This window comes from Acinetobacter nosocomialis (genome assembly GCF_041021905.1).
Classification (GTDB): Bacteria; Pseudomonadota; Gammaproteobacteria; order Pseudomonadales; family Moraxellaceae; genus Acinetobacter; species Acinetobacter nosocomialis.
Window position 1 is genome coordinate 1421493 of sequence record NZ_CP157432.1, and the last position, 25131, is coordinate 1446623.

Here is a 25131-nt window from a genome sequence, read left to right on the forward strand (position 1 = left end):
ATGTCATTTATGAGTGTGCAAACTTATTTTGCAATAGCATAAAATAGACAGTTCTGTATATTTTATTATAAAATATAGTTGATTATGACCCCAATTTATAAAAATGTAATGTTTAATAATATTTCCCAAATCTTAGAGAGCGTAGGTTTTCTCTCACAACATCGTTCGGTGTATCTCCAATTTTCAGATGCATCGTTGAATAGTCAGGTTTTTTTACAACGTATAGATGGGCAACATTATCTTAATCAGGGTACAACAGCCGAGCTGATTTGTTTATCAACCAATGCGCATATTTCACTCAAGACATTTATTGGGGTGCAGGTTGCTGTTGATCAGGTAACAGATCGAGGCAGTCTTTTCCGTACTACAGGTATTATTACTGGAGCATCGCAGGGACAAAGTGATGGTGCTCTAACCTTATATAAACTCACCATAAGTGATCCAACTTATCTCTGGCATAAACGCAGAAACAGTCGTGTGTTTATGAACAAGAGTGTGAAAGAAATTAGTGAAATTCTGTTTCAAGAATGGCAGGGGAAAAGTCCATTATTTGCATCTAGTCTGACTTTAGATTTGAGTGGGTTGAAACAGACCTATGATGTCCGTCCTTTTGTGATGCAGCTCAATGAAAGTGACTATGATTTTTTAACCCGCTTATGGCGTAGTGAAGGCATTAACTGGCTCATTGATGAAGCTGAGCTTACTGTACCGAGCAATACGGACCATATTCAGCCACAAAAATTACGTCTTATTGACGATAATAACCAATATCAAGCCTTAACAAGAAGAACGATTCGCTACCATCGAAGTCATGCAACTGAACAATTTGATAGCATGACCAGCTTAAAGGCTGACCGTAGTTTGCAGCCGACTTCTGTTTTTGTGCAGCGTTGGCAATCAGATGTATTAGAACAAACAGATGGGGCTGGTAGTGTACAAAGTAAACATCAGCATAGCTCTAACTATGACAATCAAAGTTTAAGTCTTGAAGATGCATGGCACTTTAGTCCCGCATGGATGCAAGATTTAAAAGGTGAAGATGGTGCAACTTCAGCAAGTAATCAACAACTTGAAAAGTTCAATCAGAACCTAAGTGCTTATTATGATGCTCAGTCTAAACAGTTTATTGCTAAAACCACAGTAAGAGATACACAAGTCGGCTATTGGTTTGAACTTAATGAACACCCTGAAATTGATCTTCATGACGGTGCGGATAAAGAGTTTCTGATCATTGGTAAGCATTATTACAACCAAAATAACTTACCCAAAGATTTAAACCAGCAAATTCAAGCCTTAGTTCAACAAAGCCATTGGCAAGCGAGTCAAACAGATGAGCGCCAAGGTAATGAACTGATTTTACAACGCCGTAATATTAAAGTTGTTCCTGCGTATCAACCTTTGCAACATCGGCCTAAAGTCTCTGTACAACGTGCACGTGTAGTTGGGCCAGAAGGCGAGCAAATTTATGTTGACCAGTGGGGACGCATTAAAGTCCGTTTCTTGTTTACCCGAGCTGATGACCACCGCCATGATGGTGGAGCAGGAAGTAATGACAATGACACAGACTCGGCTTGGGTTGATGTTTTAACCCCATGGGCGGGAAAAGGTTATGGGGCACGCTTCTTGCCACGTATCGGTGAAATTGTTGTGATTGATTTCTTTGACGGTAATGTTGACCGACCATTTGTGGCTGGACGTATTCACGAAGCTGAACGCTACCCGACCCAGTTTGACCAGAAAGGACATCTACCTGACACTAAAAAGCTGAGTGGTATTCGGTCAGAAGAAGTAGGTGGCAAAGGTTTTAACCAGTTACGTCTTGATGATACGACTGGACAAATTAGTGCTCAGCTACAAAGTAGCCATGCGGCTAGTCAGTTAAACTTAGGTAACTTAAGCCATCCAAAAGACAAAGCGGAAAGTGATGGTCGTGGTGAAGGTTTTGAATTGAGAACTGACCAGTGGGGTGCTGTTAGAGCAGGTAAAGGCTTACTCATTACCACTCATAAACAGGACCAAGCTCAAGGCACACATTTAGACGCAGCCGATGCCAAACAACAAATAGAAGGTGGTCTTAATAATGCTAAGGCACTTAGCGAAGTGGCTAAAAACCAGCAAACTGACCCATTGGAAGTATTAGATAATCTAAAAACTTTCTTAGAACAGATTGAACAGCAAGATAAAGACAAAGCGGCTGCTTTCAAGCAAGCCTTGATGGTATTAACTGCACCCAACAGTATTGCGGTAGCGAGTAATGAAGACATACACCTAAGCGCAGATGGCCAGTTAAGCCAAAGTGCCGGCGACAGCATTAATATAAGCACTCAAAAGAACCTGATTGCACATGCTCAAAATAAGATTAGCCTTTTTGCAGCGCAACAGGGAGCACGGCTGTATGCGGGCAAAGGAAAGGTTGAAATACAAGCTCAAGGTGATGGGGCAGATTTAATTGCCCGTAAAGGCATCCAAATTATTTCCACAGAAGACAAAGTTGAAATTAGTGCTTCTAAAGAAATTGTTATTACAGCCGGTAGTTCTCAAATCAAGATTAATGGCTCAGGCATTTTCCCTGTCACTGGCGGTAAGTTTGAAGTGAAGGCTGGACAGCATGTGTTTATGGGGGGAGGGAGTGCTTCTGCTACTTTACCTGCTTTGCCTAAGTTGGAATTTGCTCAATCTCCTTATTCTGCTCAATATCAATTATTTAAAGCGGATGGGAGAAATTTCCAAGGTTATAAATATTCTATTTATGACTCAAAAAATAACTTAATAAAGCAAGGGGTTACTGATAATCAAGGTTTGACTGAACAAGTAGTGACTGAGAGTAGAGAAAGGATCATAGGTTATAAATCTGTAATGAGAGAAAGTGAGCGTATTACTGAGAATTGGGAAGCTAAGCTAGAACAGATGGCTAATAAAATGAGTGGGGGAGAAAAATAATTATGCTTCCTGTCGTGATTGGAATAATTGAACTGGCTGGATATGCAATAACAGCATATGAATTGTATCGTACAGCAGCAAATGCTTATGATGAGGTTAAAAACTATCAAGATAATATTAAAAAGGCAAAAGAAGAAATCAAGAAAATAATGAAAAATCTTGATAAGGAGATTACTGACAAAATTGATCGGCAACGAGAGAAAGTATTATTAACGACTTTAACCGCTGGTGATAAACAAACTAATGCTACAAAGTCGGCCTCTGGAAGACCACAGGTAAAAAGTAATGTAATTACTGCTGCCATAAAGCAGAAAATTCCTTTTAGACCTATTATTAGTCAAATATGTGAGAAAGCGGATCATTTGCCGATGATCCAGTTAAGAAAACAAAAAGGTAAAAAATTAAAAGATGTTATACCGAAGAGTAAGGTAGATATTGTTGCAAAGTTATTAAAAATGACGGCTCAAGAGTTAGCAGGAGCCAGTGTTGATGAATACATTATTATTAGATTAAAGCAGCTTGCCGTAAACTTCATGTTTGAGTTTATGGATGAGCTTTTAAAATGGCGTAGCCCTTTAAAAGCAGAAGTATGTTTTGGTTATGATATAAAAACTAAGAAATATTTAGCCCCTCAATTAGATGGTCAGACACGTATTAAAAGAGTCGGTTCAGAATTAAATCCATTTTGGCCAATGCCTTACAAGGGAAAAGGAATTATAGGAGCAGATATTATTATTCCTGAGTATCGTGGTGAACCTTTAACTTTGACTAATATTTTTGCACTGGTTGAAGTTAAATTTCAGAATGATGTGATTAAAGATAGTCAATTTCAAGCATATAATGACTTGAAGCTACAATGCGCAAAAGCCAAATTTACTAGCAAAATTACTGCCAATGAAGGGTTTAAACTATCATTGTTCCGCTATCCTGAGGATGCTGGAATGTTAGAAGAGAAGAAACCAGCACAAAGTAAAACTAAAGGAGCTACTGGGAAAAAATGAGTACGTCGGAATTATTTTTATCTGAAAATGAAATTAAAAGTTTTTTATCTGGATTTGGTCAGAATAGTGATTATATGTATGGTTATGAAGGGGAAGAGTTTGGTATTTGCCCATTTATAACATTCTATATTTTAAATAGTGATGATGAGGTGCTTTTAATTGCAGATAAAATTTTATCTATTTGTAATGTTTTTGAAGAAGAAATAATCGATAAACCACTAAACTTATTCTATCGAAATGAAGATAGCCATTGGAAGAAAATTGTTAAAAAGAAACCAAATAAGAAAGATATCATCACTGACGTGACTAAAGCTTTAGAGTCAGATTTATTTTATTTTATGGGGGCATCAAGTGCTGACTCAAATTTACAAAGTGCACAATGGGCATACTCGGCGATGTTATCCCAAGCTAGCGCCTACTCTTATTTAAAGATTACATTTAGCAGTAAATGGTATAAAAATAATAAAAATAAGTGGGAAGAATTTGTTGAAAGATGCTTGAAAGAATTTAATCCAATTCAATCATATAGTGGATATGAAATTGGAAATAGCACACAACTATCATCAATTTCTCCAGAGTTTGAGACAGCAGAAAGAATATTTACCGATTACTTTTATGGATTAGATATTGATCATCCAGCTGCGATGGCATTTCATTCTCATTATGATGAAGATGGTTTTGAGTATTTACCTGTTCTTGGAGCTGGATTACGTACTCCTACATGGTGTTTTTTACTTTCCCCTTATTGGATAGAAAAGTTAGGGTTAAGCGAGGAGCAAATCCGCCTAAAACTCAATGATCCACGAATTACGATTACTAAATTACCAGATCCAATAAATCCTGAAAAATTCAGTCTATGGATTCGACTTGGAGAATTATCACTTTATCCAGTTGAAGAGGGTGTCCCAGATTTATTGGTGATGGCAAATGAGCTTATTAAGCCAATTCGTTGTAACGATTTAAAATTAACGACTTTAGATGCATGGGATGATGATCCAAACCCAAGATTTGATATAGAGAACTCTCCACAATGGATTGCTCGTTTTGATAAAGATAGCCATTGGCCGGAGGGTAAACGAGTCAATAAAATTCATGCAGTACAGTTAGAGCAAAATACCATTAAGGTACTGGGTGGTGAAATTTGCCCGAAAACAGGTGAGTGGTATAGTCCAGCGAATGACATGCAAAAGCGTCATTTTAATCAGGGCGAAATTATGCCAGAAATTAAAGATAACTCTTGGGGTGAAACCATTTGGTATTTGGTTGAATAAAAGGGCGTTAATAAGGATATTTTTATAAAGCTCAATGAATAAGCTACTTCAATTTTGGAATAGCTTATTAGAGTTTTTAGATTCTCTTGATACACCACGAATGATGCTGGATATTGGCAAGTTTGTGGATGAACAAGGCCTAGGAAAGGATGATTAAAGCCCGTTAGGGCTTTTTTATTCTATTTTTAAATATATGAATGCAAACGTGAAAAAATAGTGAAGTTATTGGGATATGAAAAAAAAACCTATTACTTTTAATTCAGCATGCGTTATCTCAGATGATATGGTGTATGTAGCAAGCTCACTGGATAGCTTTGATGACAATCAACAGTTTAGTCGATTGTTTATGTACGATTATACTGAAGAGAATGGAGAGGGATGGTATTATCATGATGTTAATTTTATTGTAGTTGATGTATGTTTTTATAATATTGAAAATAATAAAAAGTTAATAGCATTAAGTGATGAAGGTGAAATTGAAGAGTTTGATGGTGAAGATAGTAATTTTAAAAATATAGATGGAGCTGGTTTAAATCAAGAGTGGAGTAAAGATCGTGGTTATCTCTCCACAATAAAATTTCAAAATAATAAGTTATTTGCTTGTGGCTATGATGGCCAAGTTTATATTAACGAATTTAACTGGCTTGACTTATCAACTGGTTTAAAATCGAGTAATAATCAAATACTAGATTTTGAATCTCTTGAAAATGAGGATGATATTTCTGTTATAGATATATGTGAAATAAGTGGTAATTATTTCTGTGTAGGTCGTATAGGAGATAATGGATTAATTGCTAATTATGATGGTAAGCGATGGAATATATTGAAAAAAGTTACACCTGCTACATTATATTCAATTATTCCGAAAAAAGATGGAAAATTAATCGCATGTGGAACATATGGAAATTTAATAGAAATTAATCAGGATGCTACTCTTAATCGGAAAACAAACTTAAGTATAAAAGATGATTTTTATTCTTTAACTGAATTTAATGATATTCTTTATATAGGTTCGGCATGCGGTTTATATAAATTTTATGAAAATGAAATTACTAAAGTGAATATTCATGATGATATAGATAATAATCTTGTTTTTAAAGTAGATTCTACTGAAAATATATTATGGATTTTTACGAATAAACTTATAGGTAGATATGATGGAAATTCTTGGAAAATTTTTGATCATCCAGATAATAAAGAATATCAAAAAATATCTTTAACTGTTAGTGCAAATGAAAAATGTCCTAAAACTGGATATTGGTATACAGTTGCGAAACCTAATTCGAGAGCTTATTTTAAACAAGGCGATGCTTTTCCTCAGTTAGTAACTGATTGGGGGGAAGTTTATTGGACTTGGGATGGTGAGGATTAATTGAATGTCCACAAGGGCATTTTTATTTGCAACTGATTCATAAACCGAAATGTACTCGTACAGTGACTGCACATGCAATTACTTTAGAATTTTTAATGCCAAATGAAATGCTGGAGCGTTAAGAATGTCAATAACAGTCAATGATCAGGAAATAGATTGGCAAAGATGGCAAGAATTGGAGATACAGGATACGCATTTATATCGAGATACTTTGTTGCCTGAAGATATATATCATGAAAGGTTTGACATATTTCTTAATGGATTGTATTCGGTTACAGATGGTTTTTGTAATTATAAAAACGAAAAAAAGTTTGGTGGCTATATTGCAGCAGGTAGAAGAAGAATCATTGATGCTCTAGATTTAATGTCTTTACACTATTCAGCAGGTGGAGATATCAGCTTCATCAAGGAGCTTTATCCTTACGTACTTCATTGGACTGAAGAATATGCTGAAACCAGTCATTTATATAATTTAAGCCCTGAAGCCGATGGTCGTTATGTCTGGCATATTAGTTTAGGTACAGAAGACTATTGGTATGTTGCTTTACGTTTAGTCTGTTTTGGTTTGTTGACAGGTTACGCAGACCAAATGGCACGTATTATGCCGATTATTGACTATGTTGAAGCCACACCAGAAGGGCAAGAGAAAGATGGTTTAATCGAGCGTCTGGTTGCTCCCTTTGTAGCAGACCGCGGCACACCACCAGATGAAGCCAGAAGACATTTACCTTATCGAAAGTTAATTAAGGTGTTTAATGCTGCACCTGAGCAACGCCCCGCTTTAATGCTGCAATATTTAGAAGGTTGGTATGAGGCGAGCCGTAGAGAGCCTTATCATGATCAACATTCACAAACGGATATAAATGACGGTTTCACATATTACGGCTATTGGTCATGGGAAGCCGCAGCGGTGACATGGCTGTTGGGGATAGATGATACCTTATATCGTGAGCATGAGTTCTATCCAAAAGACTTAGTAGATTTTGCACGTACACAATCAAATGTGGTTCCAAATAAGGAAGAGCCAGAACGCATAAAAGTAAAAGGTGGTGAAGCTTGTATTAAAACAGGTCATTGGATTACTCCAGCTAAACCAGATACACGACTGTATTTTACGCAAGGTGCCATATTGCCAATACTTTCAGAAATGCACTGGGGTGAAGTGCATTGGTGCTGGGATGGTGAGAATTAAATGAGGACTGAGATTATTAGTTATTAAAATGTAACGCTAGTAGTCAAAGTAAATGCTGGCAAAACAAAGAACTCAAAATAGAAAGGGTAGCAATCATAACGAGTTATTCAGGACTTAACAGATACCTCAACTATCAATAAATCTGACAGAATCTAACTTTTTATATCAAATAAAAGCAGTTATCTTAATTGTACTTGGGCACAAACTCTTAAGGTGCTCGTCTTTTCGTTAAATTTTTAGGTATTTAAAATGAATAAAATGCATGTAACTTTGGCTGTAGTAGTCGGTTTAATTGTTGGTGGTATAGTGGGTGCTCTAGGTTATTCGAAAACGGCCGCACGTTATGATGCGATGACCACAGCATGTGTAATGGTCAATCAAGCAGTTGAACACGGAATTTTAAAGCCTGAACAAGTAAAAGAGTTAGGTGAGCTTACAGGTCAAACCCTTAAGAAAGATTATGCTTCTGTGGCATCAAAATTTAAGTTTTCTGAAAAGCAGTTAGGCAATGCTTCTGAAGGCTCGAATTGTAGCCAATTTATCGTTGGCGTAAACGCAGCGAAGTAATTAAAAGAAAACCCACAGCTTGTGGGTTTTTTCTTATTGATCTGACCAAGCTGAATCTATGGCATGAATTAACCGTAGGTTCAGTGCTTTCTGTTCTAATTGCCAATTTGAGAGTTCTTCGGCAGTTGGTTCTTGTTGTCCATCCGAAGCTGCTAAAAACCGTTTAAAGTAATTTTTATAATGATAGGCTGAAACATCCCCAGTAATATCCGCAGCTACTAATCGACCCTTACACGCTTCAATCAAGCTCTGTAAGTGCTTCTCTAGAAACTTACCTTGGTCCCAGTTCGTCATGACGACTTCGCTCGACAGCACGTCCTTATCAATCGATAAATAAACAGGTAAGTTCGATGCTTTTATTTCTGTGAGAAATGCAGTTAGTAACTCATCTGGATGATCGAAGTTTTGCCATGCTTTCTTTTTGCCTGTAAAACGCACCCATGATGCATTTTGCTGGATGCTCCAGTAATGCAGCTTTCCTTTAAATAGAGGTGACCAATGGTTTTCTACAGCATGTAGCCATCCAATATCACTTGAGCTAATTCCAAGTACATCTATTCTGGCAACTTGTGGAAGCTTACTTGCCCAATACACCCATGAACCACAGTGAATACCAAAAGGGTAACGCATATTGTCAGGGTGGTTATCACAGACAATAAGATGAATTGGTTCAGCAGATGGCAATCTTTCCAGTAAAAGCTGAGTAACATGGTGATAATCACCGCTACCTAACAGGACACAACCCATTTTTGAAGGTAAATGCTGGTTTAGGTAAGTACGTAACTCGTCGAACTCTTTTAATTTACAACCAAAGCGAATGACTTCTTGCCATGAGGTGAGATCAACGCGTACAGCATTATCAGGATCACCAGCAGAATCATCAAAATTTAAAACGACAGGTGTTCTATTATTTACTGAACTCATGATCGTGTTTCCTGTTTAACATGCCACTGATGATCTGCTTCAAATAAAGGACGTAATTTCTTTAAAATGAAACGTAAAGCAGGTGAATGTATCCATACCAGATGACGGGTAAATGTAAATTTAGCACCCAGTTGAGCTTTGACTTCAGGGTCTGTCCAACCCGCAATATAAAATTTGAGGTTATGGGTTAGGGCATAGTCTAAATTTACGAACCAGCTAATAAAATATAAATTGTAGTCTTTTGCGAGCGGGTAATTGAGACCAATATATTTATCAACCAGATTATCTTTGTATTCATAACAAATGTTATAGCCGACTAGGGTTGTATCTGCCCAATATAAAAAGACTTTACCGCCACTGTGCACATCTTGAAGAATTTCTGAAAAAAACTCAGGGCTGAGTAGGTCAAAATGTATTTCGCTTTGGTGATAAACGGCCAGATAGAGTTCATATAAATATGTTCTAAACTCATGATCATTAAAGCGCTCATCGCCCGTAGATAACTGTTCAATGTTTAATTCATTTAAACTTTTGAGTTTACGATTAAAGTTTTTACGGCGTGGTTTAGAGAGTCGAGAAAGATATTCTTCACGGCTTGAAAAATCGATAGGAACATAAGCTAAAGCTTGTCCTTCTACAGATAGAAAACCTTTTTTTTCTGCTTCTTGAATAAAAGTTTGACTGTAATTATTTTCAAGATCGCTGAGCAAAGGTGAGTCTAAAGGAAGATCTTTAATAATACCTAACTTAATTTTCTGGTCATTATTTTTTAAAAAATCTGCTATTGAGTCCAGAGGAAGTCCATTAGGTAATAAGCTGTATTCTGTGACCGTTGTCCCGATAAAACACGTTTTAAAATGAAGGAGTTTTCCCCAGATTTGATAGCCTGGTAATGCTTTAATTTTTTTAAGAAGGTCTGTATCTAGAGTCGTTAATAAATCAAACTCTGTATAAAAATAAGGTAAAAAATCGCTAGGCGAATGAACCTGAAAACTTAAAGGTGGATGCTTTAAAAAAGCATCCACCACCGCCTGAGGTTCTAACTGATTCAGGTTTATAGTCATAAATTAATTTTATATTTCCCGTTTAGCTCGAACTAATAATTGGTCAAGTAATACCATCGCTTGATCGATTTCGGCTCTTGAGATCTCTAGTGAAGGTGCGAATGTAATTACGTTCTTGTAATAACCGCCTACATCTAACACCAAACCACATTGTTGACCTTGGTATTCAAGGGTACCTGAAAGACCGATATCGACCATTTTATCCAACAATTCTTTGTTTGGAGTAAAGCCATCAGCCTGACAAATTTCTGCACGTAATGCTAGTCCTAATCCATCAACATCACCAATTTCTGGATGACGTGATTGCAAGTCTTTTAGACCTTCTAGGAAATAAGCACCACTTTCCATGATTTGTTTTTCGTAATCTTTTTCAGCCAACATGTTCATGACTTCAAGACCAACTGCCGTACCAAGCGGGTTAGACGCAAACGTTGAGTGAGTTGAACCCACTGGGAACGTTTCAGGATTAATCATTTCTTCTTTTGCCCAAATACCGGCAAGTGGGTTTAATCCATTGGTCAACGCTTTACCAAATGCAACAACGTCTGGCGTAATATCGAAATGTTCGAAAGACCAAAGTTTACCGGTACGGTAGAAGCCCATTTGGATTTCATCGACAACCAATAAAATACCGTGGTCATCTAGAACTTTTTTCAGGCCTTTATAGAAGTTTTTCGGTGGAATAACGTAACCGCCAGTACCCTGAATTGTTTCAATATAAAAAGCCGCAAATTCACTTTCACGAACTTTAGGGTCCCAAACGCCGTGGTATTCATTTTCAAAAAGACGCGCGAATTCGGCAACTAACTTATCTGCATATTCTTCTGGTGTCATGCCTTTAGGACGACGGAACGGATATGGGAATGGAATGAACTGAGCACGCTCACCAAAATGACCATAGCGGCGGCGGTAGCGGTAGCTTGAAGTAATTGAAGATGCACCTAAAGTACGGCCATGGTAACCACCTTCGAAGGCAAACATACGGCTTTTGCCTTTGCAGAAGTTACGTACAAGCTTTAGTGAATCTTCAATTGCTTGAGAACCACCTACGTTATAGTGAACACGACCTTGTACACCTGTTTTTTTAAACATGTCTTCAGCAATGACTTTGCTGAGTTCAATTTTAGTTGGGTGCAAATATTGGCTGGCAATTTGAGGAAGTTTATGAATTTGGTCGATGAGCGCTTGATCTAAACGTGGGTTTTTATAACCAAAGTTAACCGCTGAATACCACATTTGTAAGTCTAGATAGGGGATATTCTGGTCATCAAAAATATAGCTGCCCTGACAATCCGTAAAAATTTTAGGTGGGTTTACATAGTGTACTGTATCGCCGTGTGAACAATACTTTGCCTCATCTGCTAGAAGTTGCGCTTCATTAAGTGGAACGCGATTATTAGAACTAGTTGCAGAAGCGCTTTCTTGCTTGAATGTATGATTGTTGTTCATACTTCTATTCCTTTTACGGTTGGTATTTTCAGTATGTATGTTTTAGATACAGAGGCTGAGTGAAAAAATTGGTTAGAGTTAAAAAGTAAAGGTAAGCCCCACAGCAGGTGTAATATCTGTGCGTTTTTTTACCATTGGACTTTTAAACTGTTCGTTTGATAGATAGTTAAATTCAACAGAACTAAAAGCGTTCACGTGTTTGGAAAGTTTGTAGTTGGCTGTCATGCTCACAAAAGGCGATATACTCTGGCCCGGTTCATATGCTGCGATACCACTCCGTTTACTTTCAGCATCACTGACGCCGTAGTAATACTGGTTATATTTTGCGTTGTTCCATTGGAAACCAGCTTCCGGATAGACGGTCAAATTGCCTTTGTCTAGCTCAGCAAGATAAGAAGCCCTTAAGATAGTACCTTTACTACGCGACAGGACATCGGTATTAAGCCGTGCTTTAAATCCGCCATACGGTGTAATACGCATATAACTTGCACCCGCTAGAACAGACCATTTGCGCTTATCTAATAAGTAAAGTTCACCACTTGGATCATATGAGTTGCCATCATAGTGTCCATCGAGGCGTAATTGATTTTTGTCATCTTTGAAGAGGTAATAACCGGCATCGTCGCCTTCAATATAGAATTTGTCATTGTCATAGAAAAAAACAGGTAAAATTGTTTGATAGGTTTTATGACCTTTATAAGCTTGAAAATTTACAGAATAGTTAAAACCCATTGTTAAATCTGGTGAGGAGCTTTCTTGTGCATAAGCAGGGCAGTAAAAACAACTACTGGTTATTGCTACTGCTATGGAGATTTTTTTCAATGGTTTAATCATAATCAGTCTTTCTAGGGTGAAAAAATAATCGTTTTCTGGTTGTGTTCTGTTCAAAATTTTCTTGAATATAAAAGTTAATTCTTATACAAATCTTAATGAAAAATTAAAAAAATCTTAATTTTGTATTTTTCTATTAAAACCCTTTAATTTTGCATAAAAATAGATTTTTGAAGAAGGTATAATGATTGATTATTTATACATTTTATTTTATTAAATTTTTGATTTTTATTAATTATTTTTTTATTTTAAGAAGTGGCTCAACATTTTTGAGTTAAATTATTAACGACCTATAATTTTGTAAATTACAGAATAATATAATCATCTTTTCATATTTTTTTGAAATATTTTTAATTAAAGAAATTTTTAAGATTTCCCACCTAAAGTCAGACGGTGTTTTTTATAAAAATTCTTAAATTATTCGTGTGAGGCATTTTATGTTCATGGTCAACCAGCATTACTATACAGATCACACTGTACCTTGGCATATTTTATGTGACTTTGATGGGACAATCAGCTTAAAAGATACGACGGACTATTTGCTTGAAACCTATGCAAAAGCTGGTTGGGAAGAAATTGAGGAAGAGTGGGAGCGAGGCAAAATTGGTTCCAAAGTCTGTATGCAAAAACAAATTGAGCTGTTGGATGCCTCTATTGATGAGTTGCAGCAATGTCTTGACCAAATTGAAATTGACCTCGGCTTTATTGAATTAGTAAAGATTACTGCCCAGTATAAAATTCCGTTGACGATTGTAAGTGATGGGCTTGATTTCGTTATTCGTCATATTTTAAAAAAATATAATTTGGAACATTTGCCTGTAATAGCAAACCATCTCGTTCAGACAGGTGAGAGATCATGGCGACTCGAGTTTCCAAATCAAGAAGCGAGCTGCATAAGTCAAAGTGGAACTTGCAAATGTAAGATTGCAAACCAGAAACCTCAAAATCAAATTATTTTGATTGGAGATGGGCGTTCAGATTATTGTCTGGCTGGAAATGCAGATTATGTTTTTGCAAAAAAATCTTTGATAGACCATTGTAGAGAAAACCATATTTTCCATACAAAGTTTGAAAACTTTGTAGAAATTTATCAACCCTTGGCTAAGCTATTAAGCAGTGATTTTGGAATAGATACTCCAGTGACGGTGATTACATGATAAAAGACAACTCATTTTTTTTATCGGGGAACCGAACTGGTATTTTACTCATTCATGGTTTGACGGGTACGCCAAATGAAATGAGAGGAATTGCACGTGTACTTCATCAGGCTGGCTATAGTGTATATGGCGTGCAGTTGGCTGGACACTGTGGTGATGTCGAAGATTTGGTAAATAGCCGATGGGAAGACTGGTTTAATAGTGTAGTTGCAGCCGCAGAAAAGCTAAGAGAGCATACAGATCAGCTATTTGTGGCAGGCTTATCGATGGGATCTTTATTGGCATTAAAGTATGCCTCAGCTTATTCTGTCGATGGCGTAATTGCCTATAGCCCAACCTTTCAATACGATGGCTGGAGCATTCCTTTGTGGTCAAAAGTGCTTGCGCCTATTGTTTTGCCGAGTGTTCATTATTTAAATATCTGCCGTAATAATACCTTTGACGAAGCTGAACCATACGGAATCAAAAATGAGGTATTACGTTCGCGTATTGTTCAGGCTATGAATAGCGGTGAAAGTAGTGAAGCAGGTTTACCGGGAAACCCGTGGCATTCATTGTTCCAGTTACAGCGTCTTTCGCGTAATGTTCGTAAAAACTTATCAAATATTACGGCTCCATGTCTGTTATTACATGCTTATGACGATGATATTGCTCACCGAAGAAATAGTGAGTTAATTTATGCCAAAGTGAAGGGTCCTAAGACCTTAATCTGGCTTTATAACAGCTATCACATGATCACGATTGATAATGACCGTAAACAAGTCATTGAAGAATCCATTCGATTTATTGAACAATACCAACATCCAAAAAAGCAGTCAGAGCATCCATCAACTCGTCACGAACGTAAAACTTCACCTGAAAAAATTGGTGAGCTTTTATGAATATTGTGGTGTTCAGTGTATGGATGCTAACCATTTTGATTGATACTGTTGGGCAGTTGGCTTTTAAGGCCGCTGCTCATGAAAGTAAAACCAATGAAGGGCTTGAGCATTGGTGGTTCATGGCGAAACGTCCATGGATATGGCTCGGTATTTTTTGCTATATCTTTGAGTTTGTCGTTTGGCTTGCTTTCCTCTCGCTAGTTCCACTCTCTATTGGGGTCATGTTAGGCTGTATCAACATTGTCGTGATTATGCTTGCTGGGCGCTTATTCTTTAATGAAAAACTAACTCGAAATCGCTTAATTGGTGTAGTTCTGATTGCGGTCGGTGTCACTATTGTTGGGATTGGAGCATGAAAAAATTTTATATTATTGGTTTTTTAATATTAATGCTCTTCGATACATTGGCTCAAATCAGTTTTAAGTTAGCTTCCATTCATGCGATGCCTTTAACTTTTGATGTAGATTGGCTGTTCCGAGTTTTTGGACATCCTTGGATTTATGGGGCTTTTATTGGATATATAGGTGCCTTTTTTATCTGGATGAACTTATTAAAGCATGCGCCTATAGGGCCGGCTTTTGCAGCTTCACATTTAGAACTCATCACGGTGATGTTTTTGTCGATTTGGCTGTTTAATGAACCGCTAACATTTACAAAAGTTACTGGCGCTATTCTTATTTTTGCAGGTGTTTGCTTCTTGGCTAAAGACGAAGAAGAGAGCCATAGTCATGAAGAAGTCGTCACAAAATAAAATATATGAATTCTTTTAAAGCGATTATCTTTATAGCCGCTGACTTTATGAAAGTGAGTGGCTCATAAAAGATTGTTTTAGCCAAATTATTTACCTCTTTTTAATTACTTTTAACGTACTTACCTCAACAGTCTTAAAACAGCTATCATTTAGGTTGATATTTCATAATCAAAAAATGACATAGAGACTTTAAAATGAAAAAGCTTGTAATGACTTTAGCTGTTTTGATTCTGCTCTCAAGTTATAGCTTAGCCAATGACTCGACGGGTTACGTCGGAACAGGTGGCATTCAGTATTTAAAAAACTCACAAGTTGCCATGCAAAGTGAAGATTTATTTATTAGTAAAAAGATGATTAAAGTTGATTATCTATATAAAAATTTAAGTAATAAGGATGTCACTGAAACTATTTTATTTCCGCTACCACGTGTAGATAACTTTTTTGAAGCAGATTTTGCAAATACTGAAGCACTTTTAAAGAGCTTTAAAATTGTAGTGGATGGCCAAAATATAAAACCTGAAATGCATGTCAGAACGTTTATTCAAAAAGATGAAAAATCTCCTTTAATGGATGTAACTGAAGAGTTTAAGCAATGCGGTTTTAGTGAAAAAGATATGCTCAATCCATGGATGCGCAACAATGATAATTATGACGATTATGTAGACAAACTAAAACAATGTAATAAACCACAAATGCAGAAAATTGTAGCCCAATTTAAAAAAGATGATGTAATCCCGTGGTCATCTCAAGTCATTTATAGCTGGAAGCAAACTTTTAAAGCAAATGGTTTGACTAAAATTCATCATGAATATAAACCTTTGGTCGGCGGTTCTGTTGCGCTTTATCCAGATGAAGATAGCAAGCAATTTTGCATGGATAAACAATTTAAGCAGGGCCTTAAAAAAGCTCAGGCAGAACATTCGCCGTTTAGTGCTTTAGGTTATATTTTGACGACAGGTGCTAACTGGGCAAAGCCTATTGAAAACTTTAAGTTAACGATTGAACGTGATAAAGATGAACTGGTTTCATTTTGTTGGGATGGTAAAGTCAATAAAATTAGTCCGACTCAATTTCAAATGACTAAAACCAAGTTTGTACCAAAACAAGACTTAGACGTTATTTTTGTTCATCTGCCATAAGCTCATACAAACTTTAATCTGTATAAAATTGCATCACTTTTGATTGTGTGTCATAACCTAACTATGGCGCACAATAACAAGAGGATGCCGTATGTTGCTCAAGGGAAAAGTAGCAGTAATTTTTGGAGGCAGTGGCGCGATTGGAACTGCGATTGCGCAGGTTTTTCTTCGTGAAGGAGCACATGTTTATTTATGCGCAAGAGATTTAAATAAACTGCAAAACATTGCGACACAACTGCAAAAATACGAAGGCGCGGTACATACCGTTAGTGTTGATGTGCTAGATAGCCAAGCAACCAGTGAGGTAGTTGCTCAAATGGCTCAAGCGACGAGTGGTTTAGATATCGTCATCAATGCGACCAGTTTTATTCATAATCAAGGCAAAGAAATTCTAGAGTTAAACCTTGAGGAGTTTGTCGGGGCAATAAATCCATTTCTAACGGCGCAGTTTAATATCTCTAAAGCTGTGGTTCCTTATATGGGCGGTAAGCGCGGCGGAACCATCATTTCAATTGTGGCGCCTTCAGCACGAATGGCGATACCCGGGCATTTAGGACATATTGTGGGCTGTGCTGGAATTGAGGCCTTTATTAAAGCTCTTGCCAGTGAGCTAGGCCCTAAGAATATACGGGTACTCGGTGTGCGCTCACATGCAATTATTGATGCTGTTCAAGCGGGTTCTTATACACGTGAATTGTTTGAGTCTAAAGCACAGGCAATGGGACTTAGCATAGGACAATGGCTTGAAGGTGCTGCTCAGAGCACCATACTAAAACGACTACCGACACTTTCACAAGTTGCAGAAACCGTTGCTTTTCTTGCATCGGAACATGCGAACTCAATGACCGCAACGGTTGTAAACATGACTGCTGGCACAATAATCGATTAGCGTAGTTTATTTTTAATCCAATAATCTAAACTGAAATAACGGCCGCCTCCAAGTACAAGAAGGGCAAGTAGCATAATCATATAGGTCGCGGCAAATTCAATTCCGTTATTTAAAATAACAAACGAACCGCTCGATGTAAGCCAGTCATAGTTGCCATAGTTCTGTAAAATCTCTCGAGCTTTATCTAACTTTTCAGCGGAAGCCAATACTTGCATGTTGGCAAAGGGTGCATGCGGGTCTGCAATTGCTTGCCATCCATTTGGGAGATGTACCGTAAATATTGCAACTAACATGGTAATAAGAAGAGGAATACTAATTAAACGGGTAAATAAACCTAATGTTAAAAGTATGGCACCTGCTAGTTCAGTTGACGTTGCAAGCACGGCCATTAAATAGGGAAAAGGAAGGCCCAATCCTCCATCTGAACTGCCGAACCATTCTACAATGTCATTGAAGTGCATCAGTTTATTTGTGCCCGCCATCCAAAATATGGGGACTAGGTACAATCGAATAGCCAATGCGGCAATGCCGTCAATATGTTGTAAAGACTTACCGAGGTTTTGATAATATCGAGATAAGCCATAAATAAAGTTCTTCATGTTAATTTCACATCCAATGCGATTGAATAATAATTAGTCGGATGGAAACTGTATTTCTTACATAAAAATTTTTTTTATTTACGGTGTAATAAAAAGGGATTTAGTCCGTCTAACTTTATGTACATATGTACAAACCGAGAAATTAGCATTAAAGGAATACGAAAATGAACAAACTCAACTCAATGACTTCAGTGGCAGCATTATTAGCACTTTCATTTGCGGGTGCTACGCAAGTGGCTGTAGCAGCAACCAATACAACAACCGAAGTACATGCAACCAAAGCAGCCGATGGTAAATGTGGTGAAGCGAAATGCGGAGCCAACAAAATGAAAAAACACGAAAAGTCTGCTGAAGCAAAATGTGGAGCAAATAAAAAAGCAGCGGATGGCAAGTGCGGGGCAGATAAAAAAGTTGCTGATGGCAAGTGTGGCGCCAAGTAAACAATCTAATCATGGATGATGTCGGCCTTCTAGTAAGTGTCGGCATCATTTCCAAAAGGAGTAATCACCATGATGGAGTTGAATGGTGTGGGGCTTGGTTTGAGACGTGACTTTATAGATTCGTTTCTAGCTGCAAAAACATATCCGGACTTTATCGAAGTTGCCCCAGAAAACTGGTTAGGTTTTGGTGGTCGACATGCAAAACTACTTGCACAGTGTGCTGAAAAAGCACCGTTAATTTGTCACGGCTTGTCATTATCTATTGGAGGGCCGCATCCGCTTAATCTCGAATTTATAGGTAAAGTAAAACACTTTTTAGAACAATATGATGTACCAATTTATTCTGAACATTTAAGTTATACAAATGATGGCGGCTATTTATACGATTTGTTGCCCATACCGATGACAGAAGCCGCTGTTAAATATGTGGCTGAACGTATTTTACGTGTGCAGGATATTTTAGGAAAAAGATTAGTTATAGAGAATGTTTCTACTTATTTAATGCCGAATGCCGAAATGAGTGAAGCTGAATTTATCCGTGAAGTAATGCAACATGCAGACTGTGATTTGCTCCTTGATGTAAATAATATCTATGTCAACAGTATCAATCATGGTAGCGATGCATTTGGTTTTATCCAGAAAATGCCAAAAGAAAGAATCCGTTATTTACATATTGCGGGGCATGAAAAAGTTCAGAAGAACTTATTAATCGATACCCATGGGGCAGAAGTTTGTGACCGTGTTTGGGAGCTATTGAGATATACCTATCAAGTGTGTGGAGTAAAACCGACATTATTGGAACGCGACTTTAATATTCCATCATGGCAAGAATTAGAAGAGGAACTCGCCAAAATTAAACTCATTCAACAACAGGAGAGTGGCTATGAAGGGAAATCAAATATCCTTCCAAACCATGCAACGACAGTTTTGTGACTGGATTCGTGATCCTGATTTGGAATTACCTCAAGCACTTCCTGCTCAACGAATGCAAATTTATCGGGACTTACTTTTTAATAATGTCAGCTCATTTATTGAGTTAGTTTATCCGGTAGCTCGTGCGATGTTGCCAGAATTAAAGTGGCAACAATTGCTGTTAGAGTTCTTTCAAAAAGCTAAGAGCCGCTCACCTTTATATAATGATATTTCTTTAGAATTTAGAGAGTATTTAACAGAGCAACAGCATCCGATATTGCAAGAATATTCTTGGCTGGCTGAATTATTGCAGTTTGAATGGCTTGAACTGTATTTAGATACTGTCGAAATTGAAAATGATGTTTTACACAAAAATTGTGCTTGGCAGTTAACCACCAAAGTATGGGTATTGGTTTATCAATATCCCGTTTATACGTGGACGACCTTAATGATGCCAGAACAAGTTGAACTTGCACCAGGTGCAGTAATGGTCTGGCGCGATGAACAAGATAAAGTATGTATTGAACAGCTTTCACCTTTGTTTGCTATGCTGATTGAACAGTTAACGCAAAATATAGCGTTAACTGACCATGATATTTTCACACTCATTCATTCTGTACTCACTGACTTGTCTGAGTCTGAAATTTATCTGCAAATTCAAGAACTCAAAAACCTCTTAACACGACTAAAATTAATTCAAACTCCCCATGATTTTAAAGAGGTACAAGGATGACTTCAGCCGCGGCATCACATCATGACGACCTAGGGGATCAACTGCATAGCCCAGCCTTTTTACAAGATTTAAGGCAGCAAATGATTAAATTTGCTTTTTTACAGTTGTCCTCACTTCCGCAAGCTGAAGATGTGGTGCAAGAAGCATTAACGAGCGCTTTTCAACATTTAGATTCATTTAAAGGACGAGCTGCGTTCAAAACATGGGTATTTTCTATTTTAAAAAATAAAATTATTGATGTACTTCGGCAAAAGTCGCGCTTGGTTGCCATCTCTGAATTATTTAAAGACGAAGAAAGTGAACTCAGTGTTGATGAATTATTTGATGCTTCAGGACACTGGCATAAATATGAAGCACCTCAAGCATGGCAAAGCCCTGAAGAAATGATAGAGCAGTCAGATTTTTGGATAATTTTTGAAGCTTGCTTAGATCATTTACCAGCCAAATATGCTCAAGTTTTTATGATGAGAGAAGTGATAGAGCTGAGTTCTAATGAGATTTGTAGCAAGCTAGAGTTATCTATTTCCAACTTTAATGTGCTGATGTATCGAAGTCGTACTCGATTACGCGAATGCTTAGAAAATAAATGGTTATTGAAGGAGGATTGTTCATGTTGACATGTCGACAAGCCACTCAACTTTTGTCTGAGAAACAAGATAGACCTTTGTTTTTACGTGAGCAAAGTAGTTTGCAATTACATTTATTGGCATGCCGATCATGCCGTCGTTATGCAAAACAGATCAAAACAATTAGTCAGCTTTCCAAGGCATTTAAAAATTTGGATGGCTAACTTTAGTTAAAAATTTATTTATTGCTAGCCTTAACACGCTAAAAGCTCCCATACTATAAAAGTAAAGGAATTTTTAAGATAGGATGAAACGTGAATTTAAAGAATCTTGAAGCATTTTATTGGGTTGTGACTTTAAATAGCTTCAATAAGGCCGCGACTAAATTACAAACGACACAGCCTGCGGTATCTCAAAAAATCACATCTCTTGAAAATGAATTAGGTTTTAAAGTTTTAGACCGAAGCTTGCGACAGTTTAAATTGACCCATAAAGGCAGAACATTATTTAAATATGCCGAAAAGTTTATGCGTTTAGAAACCGACCTAGTTGCAGAACTTACTGAAAATCAGCATCTCACAGGAACTATACGTTTAGGCGTTTCCGAAACGATTGTGTATACATGGCTAGTCGAATATATCGAAAAAGTTCAACAAGAGTTTCCTAAAGTTTCGGTCGAAATTGTGGTGGATCTGACGCCTAACCTACAAGAAGGGGTACGTACTGGGGACTTGGATATGGCCTTTTTACTCGGGCCAACCTTAGCTTTTGAGTGTATTGAACAAGCACTTTGTGATTTTGAATTAAGTTTTTTGGCAGCGCCATCTTTTAAAGGTGGAATTGGGCAAATGTCTTTTAAGACCTTGATGTCACATACCATTTTAACCTATCCAAAAATTACCTACCCCTATAAAGAATTAAAGGCAAGAATGAAAGAAAAAGGGATTGATGAACCACTATCAATTACTAGCTATTCTTTAGCGACTTTATTGCGTCTTGCCGAGCAAGGCTTAGGTATTGCGGTAGTGCCAACTTTAACGGCGTTAAAGGAAATTACCGACGGGCGTCTAGAAATATTAAATACACCTATTCGCTTAAAAACTTTTCATTTCACGTCTATTTATATTCACGGTAACGATGTTGCCTTGAAAGAAAAATTAACCGAGGTTGCTGTTAAAGTCTCGGCGAGTGCTATGAAAAGGCTTAATGAGCAAATCAAAAAATAAGCTGTTTTTTGAGTATCATTTATTCTTATTCTTCCTTGTTTAAAAAAGCTGTTTTATATGTAAAACCATAAAAACAGCTTATGCACATCGATAAGTAAAATTTATCCTGTATTTCAATTTGAATATAAAACTATAAAAATCAATTATTTAAAATTTTAAATTTCTGTAAAAAGTCTTATTGTTCGTAGGGATTAGCTATGTTTTTATTTTAGACACAAGATTTGATCACCGATTAAGTTGATTGGGGAATAGGGAATCTTTGTCATTTTAAAGGATTAAAGAATATCGTTTAGGATAAAAATGGTGTTCTTGATTCAACTTGAAAATAGCGTTGTTAAGCTCAAATGGATGAGGAACGCATTAATATGTCTTTACTGAAATCTTCTTTTTTATCAGATCGCCAATGGGCCATTGTTGCCTCAATCTTTATGATGGCGACCTCTGCAATGGGGCCAGGATTTTTAACCCAAACTGCTGTATTTACAGTTAAATTAGGTGCGGCATTTGGCTTTGCCATTTTAGTTTCCATTCTGATTGATTATGTCGTCCAGCAAAATATTTGGCGAGTCGTAACACTTACTCAAATGCGTGCATCAGATATTGCCAATAAAGCCTTACCGGGCAGTGGTTATTTACTGGCATTTCTGGTGATTTTGGGTGGGTTTTTCTTTAGTGTCGGTAATATTGCAGGTGCAGCTTTAGGTTTAAATGCACTTTTTGGCCTAGATACAAAGTGGGGCGGTATTTTAAGTGGGGCGTTAGCGATTTTGATTTTTGCTTCCAAAAAAGCCACACTTGCCATGGATAAAAGCATGATCGTGTTGGGACTGCTTAAAATCTTGCTGATTATTATTGTGGCCGTCATTGTAATGCCTCCTGTTGGTCAAGCTGTACATCAGACATTTGCTCCAGATCATATCGACTTTGCCATTATTACTACGATTGTGGGCGGTACAGTGGGTGGCTATATCTGCTATGCAGGCGCACATCGTTTACTCGATAAAGGCGCTGTTGGCCCTGAAAATATTGATGAAGTTGCTAAAGCTGCAACCAAAGGCATTGTTGTAGTTGGCATCATGCGTTATGTGCTGTTTTTAGCGTTCTTAGGTGTGGTGGTGAGCGGTGCCCATATTGATTTAGCCAGCCATGACGCCAATCCGGCAGCCCAAGCATTCCAATATGCGGCAGGCACATTTGGTTTTAAATTATTTGGTTTAATTTTCTGGGCGGCGGGTATTAGTAGCACGATTGGTGCAGCATATACCTCAGTTTCATTCTTTACTGCATTTAAAAAGAACTTAACACCAAAACAGACCAATTATACGACCATTACCTTTATTGCATTGGCTTTATTGCTGTATGTGTTATTGGGTGCAACTCCGGCAGGTCTACTCATTTTTGTGGGTGGTTTTAACGGTTTGGTGTTACCAATTGGCCTTACAATTTTTGTATACGTAGCTGCGCGCCGTAAAGATTTAATGGGTAATTATAACTATCCAAAATGGTTACTTATTTTAGGTGGATTAACATGTCTGTTAACGTGGTGGATGGGTTATATGTCATTTACGACAGTGTTTAACTATTTGACCAAACTTTAAGCCAGACAACATGAATTGATAAAGGAATAATGCCATGTTTGTAGATTTAAATAGTGATTTGGGTGAAAGCTTTGGCTCATGGAAAATGGGTAATGATGACCAGATTTTACCTGTCGTGACCAGTGCCAATATTGCCTGTGGTTTTCATGCTGGTGACCCGCTCGGCATTTTAAAAACGGTTCGTAAAGCAGTTGAACTTGGCGTGACCATAGGTGCTCATGTGTCTTACCCAGACCTTGTAGGTTTTGGCCGCCGTAACATGGACTTGTCTCGTGATGAGCTTATTGCCGATGTGCTTTACCAAATTTCTGCGCTCGATGGTTTGGCTAAAGTAGCTGGCTCAAAAGTGCAGTACGTTAAACCACATGGTGCGCTTTACAACACCATTGCCCATGACCAAGCTCAGGCAGCCGCAGTAATTGATGCCATTAAAATGTATAACCCTGAACTCGTACTAGTTGCTTTAGCTGGATCGAACTTAGTCGAACAGGCAAGAGCTGCGGGTTTAAAAGTTGTGTCCGAAGCATTTGCAGACCGTGCTTATAACAGTGATGGCTCACTAGTATCTCGCCGTTTAGAAGGTGCGGTTTTACACGACTCGGCATTTGTTGCGAGCCGTGTGGTGTCTATGCTTAAAAATGGTGGGGTCGAGTCAATTGATGGTGTATTTACCCCAATTCAAGCCGACACTATTTGTCTACATGGCGACACCGACGGCGCACTAGAGATGTCGGCAGCCATTAAAGCCGAGCTTGTAAAAAACAATATTGAAATTCGCCCATTTGTAAATAAAGCATAAGGAAGAGCGCAATGTATAAGGATATTAAAGTCGACCCAGCTCAGCTTGAAGCCGCATTAGATGCACGTTTAAAAATCCGTGCAGGTTTTGATAAACCAACAGCAGGCATGGCTGCGGGTATGACACAGGTCAACATGATTTCGGTGCCAAAAGATTGGGCGTATGACTTTTTACTTTATGCACACCGTAACCCGCAAAGCTGTCCAGTGCTTGATGTGCTCGAAGAAGGTATTTATGCAACTAAGCTTGCAGCAGACTCAGACATTCGAACCGACTTCCCACGTTATCGCATTTGGAAAGATGGGGAAATGGTCGATGAAGTGACCGATGCAAGAGAGATTTATAATGCTCATCCTGATTTGGTGACTTTCTTAATTGGTTGCAGTTTTTCATTTGAAACCGCTTTGCAAGAAGCGGGTATTGAAGTTCGCCATATTCATGACGATACCAATGTTCCGATGTATTTAAGCAATATAGAGTGCGAACCGGCAGGGCGTATTTCAGGAAATATGGTGGTTTCCATGCGACCAATTCCATCTCATCAAATTAGTGAAGCAGTAAAAATTACAGCGCGTATGCCAAGTGTACATGGGGCACCTGTCCATATCGGGCACCCTGAAAGCTTAGGTATTAAGGATGTAAATAAACCTGACTTTGGTGATGCTTCCCGTATTGAAGCGGGTGAAATTCCTGTGTTTTGGGCATGTGGAGTAACACCGCAAGCAGCAGTGATGAACTCGAAAATTCCTTTTGCCATTAGTCATGCACCGGGCTACATGTTTATTACCGATATTCCTGACCGCGCTTGGATGAGATAAATAGCTAAAGAA

Annotated in this window: 26 protein-coding genes and 2 pseudogenes; 23 read left to right on the top strand and 5 right to left on the bottom strand. The window is 37.7% G+C overall.

Going from position 1 to position 25131, the window contains the following annotated elements:
- Nucleotides 1–108: 108 nt before the first annotated feature.
- The 8 genes and pseudogenes from ABLC00_RS06520 to ABLC00_RS06555 all read left to right on the top strand — a co-directional run bounded on the left by ABLC00_RS06520 (nucleotide 109) and on the right by ABLC00_RS06555 (nucleotide 8343).
- Nucleotides 109–2940, top strand: coding sequence for a type VI secretion system Vgr family protein (locus ABLC00_RS06520; RefSeq protein WP_033846265.1), 2832 nt, complete (start codon nucleotides 109–111; stop codon nucleotides 2938–2940).
- 2 nt (nucleotides 2941–2942) lie between these two features.
- Nucleotides 2943–3941, top strand: a complete 999-nt coding sequence (locus ABLC00_RS06525; protein ID WP_033846136.1) for a hypothetical protein — start codon at nucleotides 2943–2945, stop codon at nucleotides 3939–3941.
- Complete coding sequence (locus tag ABLC00_RS06530) at nucleotides 3938–5212, top strand: type VI immunity family protein (RefSeq protein WP_033846135.1); 1275 nt, start codon at nucleotides 3938–3940, stop codon at nucleotides 5210–5212. Before ABLC00_RS06525 ends, ABLC00_RS06530 begins: the two co-directional genes overlap by 4 nt.
- Nucleotides 5213–5273: 61 nt before the next feature.
- Nucleotides 5274–5369 (top strand): annotated as a pseudogene (locus tag ABLC00_RS06535) (GAD-like protein); the annotation flags it as partial.
- Between the two features lie 75 nt (nucleotides 5370–5444).
- A complete protein-coding gene (locus ABLC00_RS06540; protein ID WP_227555079.1) occupies nucleotides 5445–6584 on the top strand; it encodes a hypothetical protein in 1140 nt (379 codons plus the stop codon).
- A gap of 29 nt (nucleotides 6585–6613) precedes the next feature.
- Nucleotides 6614–6706 (top strand): annotated as a pseudogene (locus ABLC00_RS06545) (hypothetical protein); the annotation flags it as partial.
- 2 nt (nucleotides 6707–6708) lie between these two features.
- Nucleotides 6709–7776 carry a PoNe immunity protein domain-containing protein gene (locus tag ABLC00_RS06550; protein ID WP_033846134.1) on the top strand — a complete coding sequence of 356 codons (1068 nt, stop codon included), beginning with the start codon at nucleotides 6709–6711 and terminating at the stop codon, nucleotides 7774–7776.
- Between the two features lie 249 nt (nucleotides 7777–8025).
- Entirely contained in the window at nucleotides 8026–8343 is a 318-nt protein-coding gene (locus ABLC00_RS06555; protein WP_033854467.1) for a hypothetical protein, read from the top strand.
- Between the two features lie 33 nt (nucleotides 8344–8376).
- On the opposite strand, the gene ABLC00_RS06560 is transcribed toward ABLC00_RS06555, so the two are convergent.
- The 4 genes from ABLC00_RS06560 to ABLC00_RS06575 form a co-directional block, all read right to left on the bottom strand.
- Nucleotides 8377–9267 carry a hypothetical protein gene (locus ABLC00_RS06560; RefSeq protein WP_348941182.1) on the bottom strand — a complete coding sequence of 297 codons (891 nt, stop codon included), beginning with the start codon at nucleotides 9265–9267 and terminating at the stop codon, nucleotides 8377–8379.
- A complete protein-coding gene (locus tag ABLC00_RS06565; protein ID WP_033854469.1) occupies nucleotides 9264–10331 on the bottom strand; it encodes a GNAT family N-acetyltransferase in 1068 nt (355 codons plus the stop codon). The genes ABLC00_RS06560 and ABLC00_RS06565 overlap by 4 nt, the downstream gene beginning before the upstream one ends.
- 9 nt (nucleotides 10332–10340) lie before the next feature.
- Entirely contained in the window at nucleotides 10341–11780 is a 1440-nt protein-coding gene (locus tag ABLC00_RS06570; RefSeq protein WP_004709630.1) for an aspartate aminotransferase family protein, read from the bottom strand.
- A 78-nt stretch (nucleotides 11781–11858) separates the two neighbouring features.
- The gene (locus ABLC00_RS06575) at nucleotides 11859–12614 is read right to left on the bottom strand and encodes a MipA/OmpV family protein (RefSeq protein WP_002048463.1); all 756 of its coding nucleotides are present in this window, start codon (nucleotides 12612–12614) and stop codon (nucleotides 11859–11861) included.
- 434 nt (nucleotides 12615–13048) lie between these two features.
- Here ABLC00_RS06575 and ABLC00_RS06580 point away from each other — a divergent pair, with 434 nt between their 5' ends.
- The 6 genes from ABLC00_RS06580 to ABLC00_RS06605 all read left to right on the top strand — a co-directional run bounded on the left by ABLC00_RS06580 (nucleotide 13049) and on the right by ABLC00_RS06605 (nucleotide 17428).
- Entirely contained in the window at nucleotides 13049–13768 is a 720-nt protein-coding gene (locus tag ABLC00_RS06580) for an MtnX-like HAD-IB family phosphatase (protein ID WP_033846133.1), read from the top strand.
- Nucleotides 13765–14649 (top strand): carboxylesterase, encoded by an 885-nt coding sequence (locus ABLC00_RS06585; RefSeq protein WP_033846131.1) that lies wholly within the window; start codon nucleotides 13765–13767, stop codon nucleotides 14647–14649. Before ABLC00_RS06580 ends, ABLC00_RS06585 begins: the two co-directional genes overlap by 4 nt.
- Nucleotides 14646–15005: an EamA family transporter gene (locus tag ABLC00_RS06590; RefSeq protein ID WP_002048441.1), complete on the top strand. Its 360-nt coding sequence runs from the start codon at nucleotides 14646–14648 to the stop codon at nucleotides 15003–15005. Before ABLC00_RS06585 ends, ABLC00_RS06590 begins: the two co-directional genes overlap by 4 nt.
- Complete coding sequence (locus ABLC00_RS06595; protein WP_033846129.1) at nucleotides 15002–15400, top strand: multidrug efflux SMR transporter; 399 nt, start codon at nucleotides 15002–15004, stop codon at nucleotides 15398–15400. The genes ABLC00_RS06590 and ABLC00_RS06595 overlap by 4 nt, the downstream gene beginning before the upstream one ends.
- A gap of 194 nt (nucleotides 15401–15594) precedes the next feature.
- Complete coding sequence (locus ABLC00_RS06600; protein WP_033846127.1) at nucleotides 15595–16539, top strand: DUF4424 family protein; 945 nt, start codon at nucleotides 15595–15597, stop codon at nucleotides 16537–16539.
- A gap of 91 nt (nucleotides 16540–16630) precedes the next feature.
- Nucleotides 16631–17428, top strand: coding sequence for an SDR family NAD(P)-dependent oxidoreductase (locus ABLC00_RS06605; protein ID WP_033846126.1), 798 nt, complete (start codon nucleotides 16631–16633; stop codon nucleotides 17426–17428).
- Here ABLC00_RS06605 and ABLC00_RS06610 read toward each other — a convergent pair.
- Entirely contained in the window at nucleotides 17425–18027 is a 603-nt protein-coding gene (locus ABLC00_RS06610) for a DoxX family protein (protein WP_033846125.1), read from the bottom strand. The two genes, ABLC00_RS06605 and ABLC00_RS06610, sit on opposite strands and share 4 nt — an antisense overlap.
- A 164-nt stretch (nucleotides 18028–18191) precedes the next feature.
- Here ABLC00_RS06610 and ABLC00_RS06615 point away from each other — a divergent pair, with 164 nt between their 5' ends.
- The 9 genes from ABLC00_RS06615 (at nucleotide 18192) to ABLC00_RS06655 (ending at nucleotide 25119) form a co-directional block, all read left to right on the top strand.
- Nucleotides 18192–18467 carry a hypothetical protein gene (locus ABLC00_RS06615; RefSeq protein ID WP_033846124.1) on the top strand — a complete coding sequence of 92 codons (276 nt, stop codon included), beginning with the start codon at nucleotides 18192–18194 and terminating at the stop codon, nucleotides 18465–18467.
- 69 nt (nucleotides 18468–18536) lie between these two features.
- Nucleotides 18537–19400 carry a DUF692 domain-containing protein gene (locus ABLC00_RS06620; protein WP_033846123.1) on the top strand — a complete coding sequence of 288 codons (864 nt, stop codon included), beginning with the start codon at nucleotides 18537–18539 and terminating at the stop codon, nucleotides 19398–19400.
- Nucleotides 19351–20112, top strand: coding sequence for a DUF2063 domain-containing protein (locus ABLC00_RS06625; protein ID WP_033846122.1), 762 nt, complete (start codon nucleotides 19351–19353; stop codon nucleotides 20110–20112). The genes ABLC00_RS06620 and ABLC00_RS06625 overlap by 50 nt, the downstream gene beginning before the upstream one ends.
- Nucleotides 20109–20729: an RNA polymerase factor sigma-70 gene (locus ABLC00_RS06630; RefSeq protein WP_033846121.1), complete on the top strand. Its 621-nt coding sequence runs from the start codon at nucleotides 20109–20111 to the stop codon at nucleotides 20727–20729. Before ABLC00_RS06625 ends, ABLC00_RS06630 begins: the two co-directional genes overlap by 4 nt.
- Nucleotides 20723–20902, top strand: a complete 180-nt coding sequence (locus tag ABLC00_RS06635; RefSeq protein WP_002048456.1) for a zf-HC2 domain-containing protein — start codon at nucleotides 20723–20725, stop codon at nucleotides 20900–20902. The genes ABLC00_RS06630 and ABLC00_RS06635 overlap by 7 nt, the downstream gene beginning before the upstream one ends.
- Nucleotides 20903–20992: 90 nt before the next feature.
- Nucleotides 20993–21904, top strand: a complete 912-nt coding sequence (gene mumR / locus ABLC00_RS06640; protein ID WP_004709605.1) for a LysR family transcriptional regulator MumR — start codon at nucleotides 20993–20995, stop codon at nucleotides 21902–21904.
- 344 nt (nucleotides 21905–22248) lie between these two features.
- Nucleotides 22249–23502 carry an NRAMP family divalent metal transporter gene (locus ABLC00_RS06645; protein WP_080775662.1) on the top strand — a complete coding sequence of 418 codons (1254 nt, stop codon included), beginning with the start codon at nucleotides 22249–22251 and terminating at the stop codon, nucleotides 23500–23502.
- Between the two features lie 34 nt (nucleotides 23503–23536).
- The gene (locus ABLC00_RS06650; RefSeq protein WP_000496072.1) at nucleotides 23537–24301 is read left to right on the top strand and encodes a LamB/YcsF family protein; all 765 of its coding nucleotides are present in this window, start codon (nucleotides 23537–23539) and stop codon (nucleotides 24299–24301) included.
- An 11-nt stretch (nucleotides 24302–24312) separates the two neighbouring features.
- On the top strand, nucleotides 24313–25119 hold the full coding sequence (locus ABLC00_RS06655) for a putative hydro-lyase (RefSeq protein WP_022574807.1): 807 nt from the start codon (nucleotides 24313–24315) through the stop codon (nucleotides 25117–25119).
- The last annotated feature ends 12 nt before the right edge of the window (nucleotides 25120–25131 follow it).

Bases quoted from the DNA above. Each gene is read 5' to 3' on its own strand.
- ABLC00_RS06605 (WP_033846126.1), top strand. From the start codon at position 16,631: ATGTTGCTCAAGGGAAAAGTAGCAGTAATTTTTGGAGGCAGTGGCGCG.
- ABLC00_RS06590 (WP_002048441.1), top strand. From the start codon at position 14,646: ATGAATATTGTGGTGTTCAGTGTATGGATGCTAACCATTTTGATTGAT.
- ABLC00_RS06610 (WP_033846125.1), bottom strand. From the start codon at position 18,027: ATGAAGAACTTTATTTATGGCTTATCTCGATATTATCAAAACCTCGGT.
- ABLC00_RS06550 (WP_033846134.1), top strand. From the start codon at position 6,709: ATGTCAATAACAGTCAATGATCAGGAAATAGATTGGCAAAGATGGCAA.
- ABLC00_RS06555 (WP_033854467.1), top strand. From the start codon at position 8,026: ATGAATAAAATGCATGTAACTTTGGCTGTAGTAGTCGGTTTAATTGTT.
- ABLC00_RS06560 (WP_348941182.1), bottom strand. From the start codon at position 9,267: ATGAGTTCAGTAAATAATAGAACACCTGTCGTTTTAAATTTTGATGAT.
- ABLC00_RS06565 (WP_033854469.1), bottom strand. From the start codon at position 10,331: ATGACTATAAACCTGAATCAGTTAGAACCTCAGGCGGTGGTGGATGCT.
- ABLC00_RS06540 (WP_227555079.1), top strand. From the start codon at position 5,445: ATGAAAAAAAAACCTATTACTTTTAATTCAGCATGCGTTATCTCAGAT.
- ABLC00_RS06520 (WP_033846265.1), top strand. From the start codon at position 109: ATGTTTAATAATATTTCCCAAATCTTAGAGAGCGTAGGTTTTCTCTCA.
- ABLC00_RS06655 (WP_022574807.1), top strand. From the start codon at position 24,313: ATGTATAAGGATATTAAAGTCGACCCAGCTCAGCTTGAAGCCGCATTA.
- ABLC00_RS06530 (WP_033846135.1), top strand. From the start codon at position 3,938: ATGAGTACGTCGGAATTATTTTTATCTGAAAATGAAATTAAAAGTTTT.
- ABLC00_RS06595 (WP_033846129.1), top strand. From the start codon at position 15,002: ATGAAAAAATTTTATATTATTGGTTTTTTAATATTAATGCTCTTCGAT.
- ABLC00_RS06525 (WP_033846136.1), top strand. From the start codon at position 2,943: ATGCTTCCTGTCGTGATTGGAATAATTGAACTGGCTGGATATGCAATA.
- ABLC00_RS06650 (WP_000496072.1), top strand. From the start codon at position 23,537: ATGTTTGTAGATTTAAATAGTGATTTGGGTGAAAGCTTTGGCTCATGG.
- ABLC00_RS06615 (WP_033846124.1), top strand. From the start codon at position 18,192: ATGAACAAACTCAACTCAATGACTTCAGTGGCAGCATTATTAGCACTT.
- ABLC00_RS06570 (WP_004709630.1), bottom strand. From the start codon at position 11,780: ATGAACAACAATCATACATTCAAGCAAGAAAGCGCTTCTGCAACTAGT.
- ABLC00_RS06625 (WP_033846122.1), top strand. From the start codon at position 19,351: ATGAAGGGAAATCAAATATCCTTCCAAACCATGCAACGACAGTTTTGT.
- ABLC00_RS06585 (WP_033846131.1), top strand. From the start codon at position 13,765: ATGATAAAAGACAACTCATTTTTTTTATCGGGGAACCGAACTGGTATT.
- ABLC00_RS06575 (WP_002048463.1), bottom strand. From the start codon at position 12,614: ATGATTAAACCATTGAAAAAAATCTCCATAGCAGTAGCAATAACCAGT.
- ABLC00_RS06620 (WP_033846123.1), top strand. From the start codon at position 18,537: ATGATGGAGTTGAATGGTGTGGGGCTTGGTTTGAGACGTGACTTTATA.
- ABLC00_RS06600 (WP_033846127.1), top strand. From the start codon at position 15,595: ATGAAAAAGCTTGTAATGACTTTAGCTGTTTTGATTCTGCTCTCAAGT.
- ABLC00_RS06580 (WP_033846133.1), top strand. From the start codon at position 13,049: ATGTTCATGGTCAACCAGCATTACTATACAGATCACACTGTACCTTGG.
- ABLC00_RS06645 (WP_080775662.1), top strand. From the start codon at position 22,249: ATGGATGAGGAACGCATTAATATGTCTTTACTGAAATCTTCTTTTTTA.
- ABLC00_RS06635 (WP_002048456.1), top strand. From the start codon at position 20,723: ATGTTGACATGTCGACAAGCCACTCAACTTTTGTCTGAGAAACAAGAT.
- ABLC00_RS06630 (WP_033846121.1), top strand. From the start codon at position 20,109: ATGACTTCAGCCGCGGCATCACATCATGACGACCTAGGGGATCAACTG.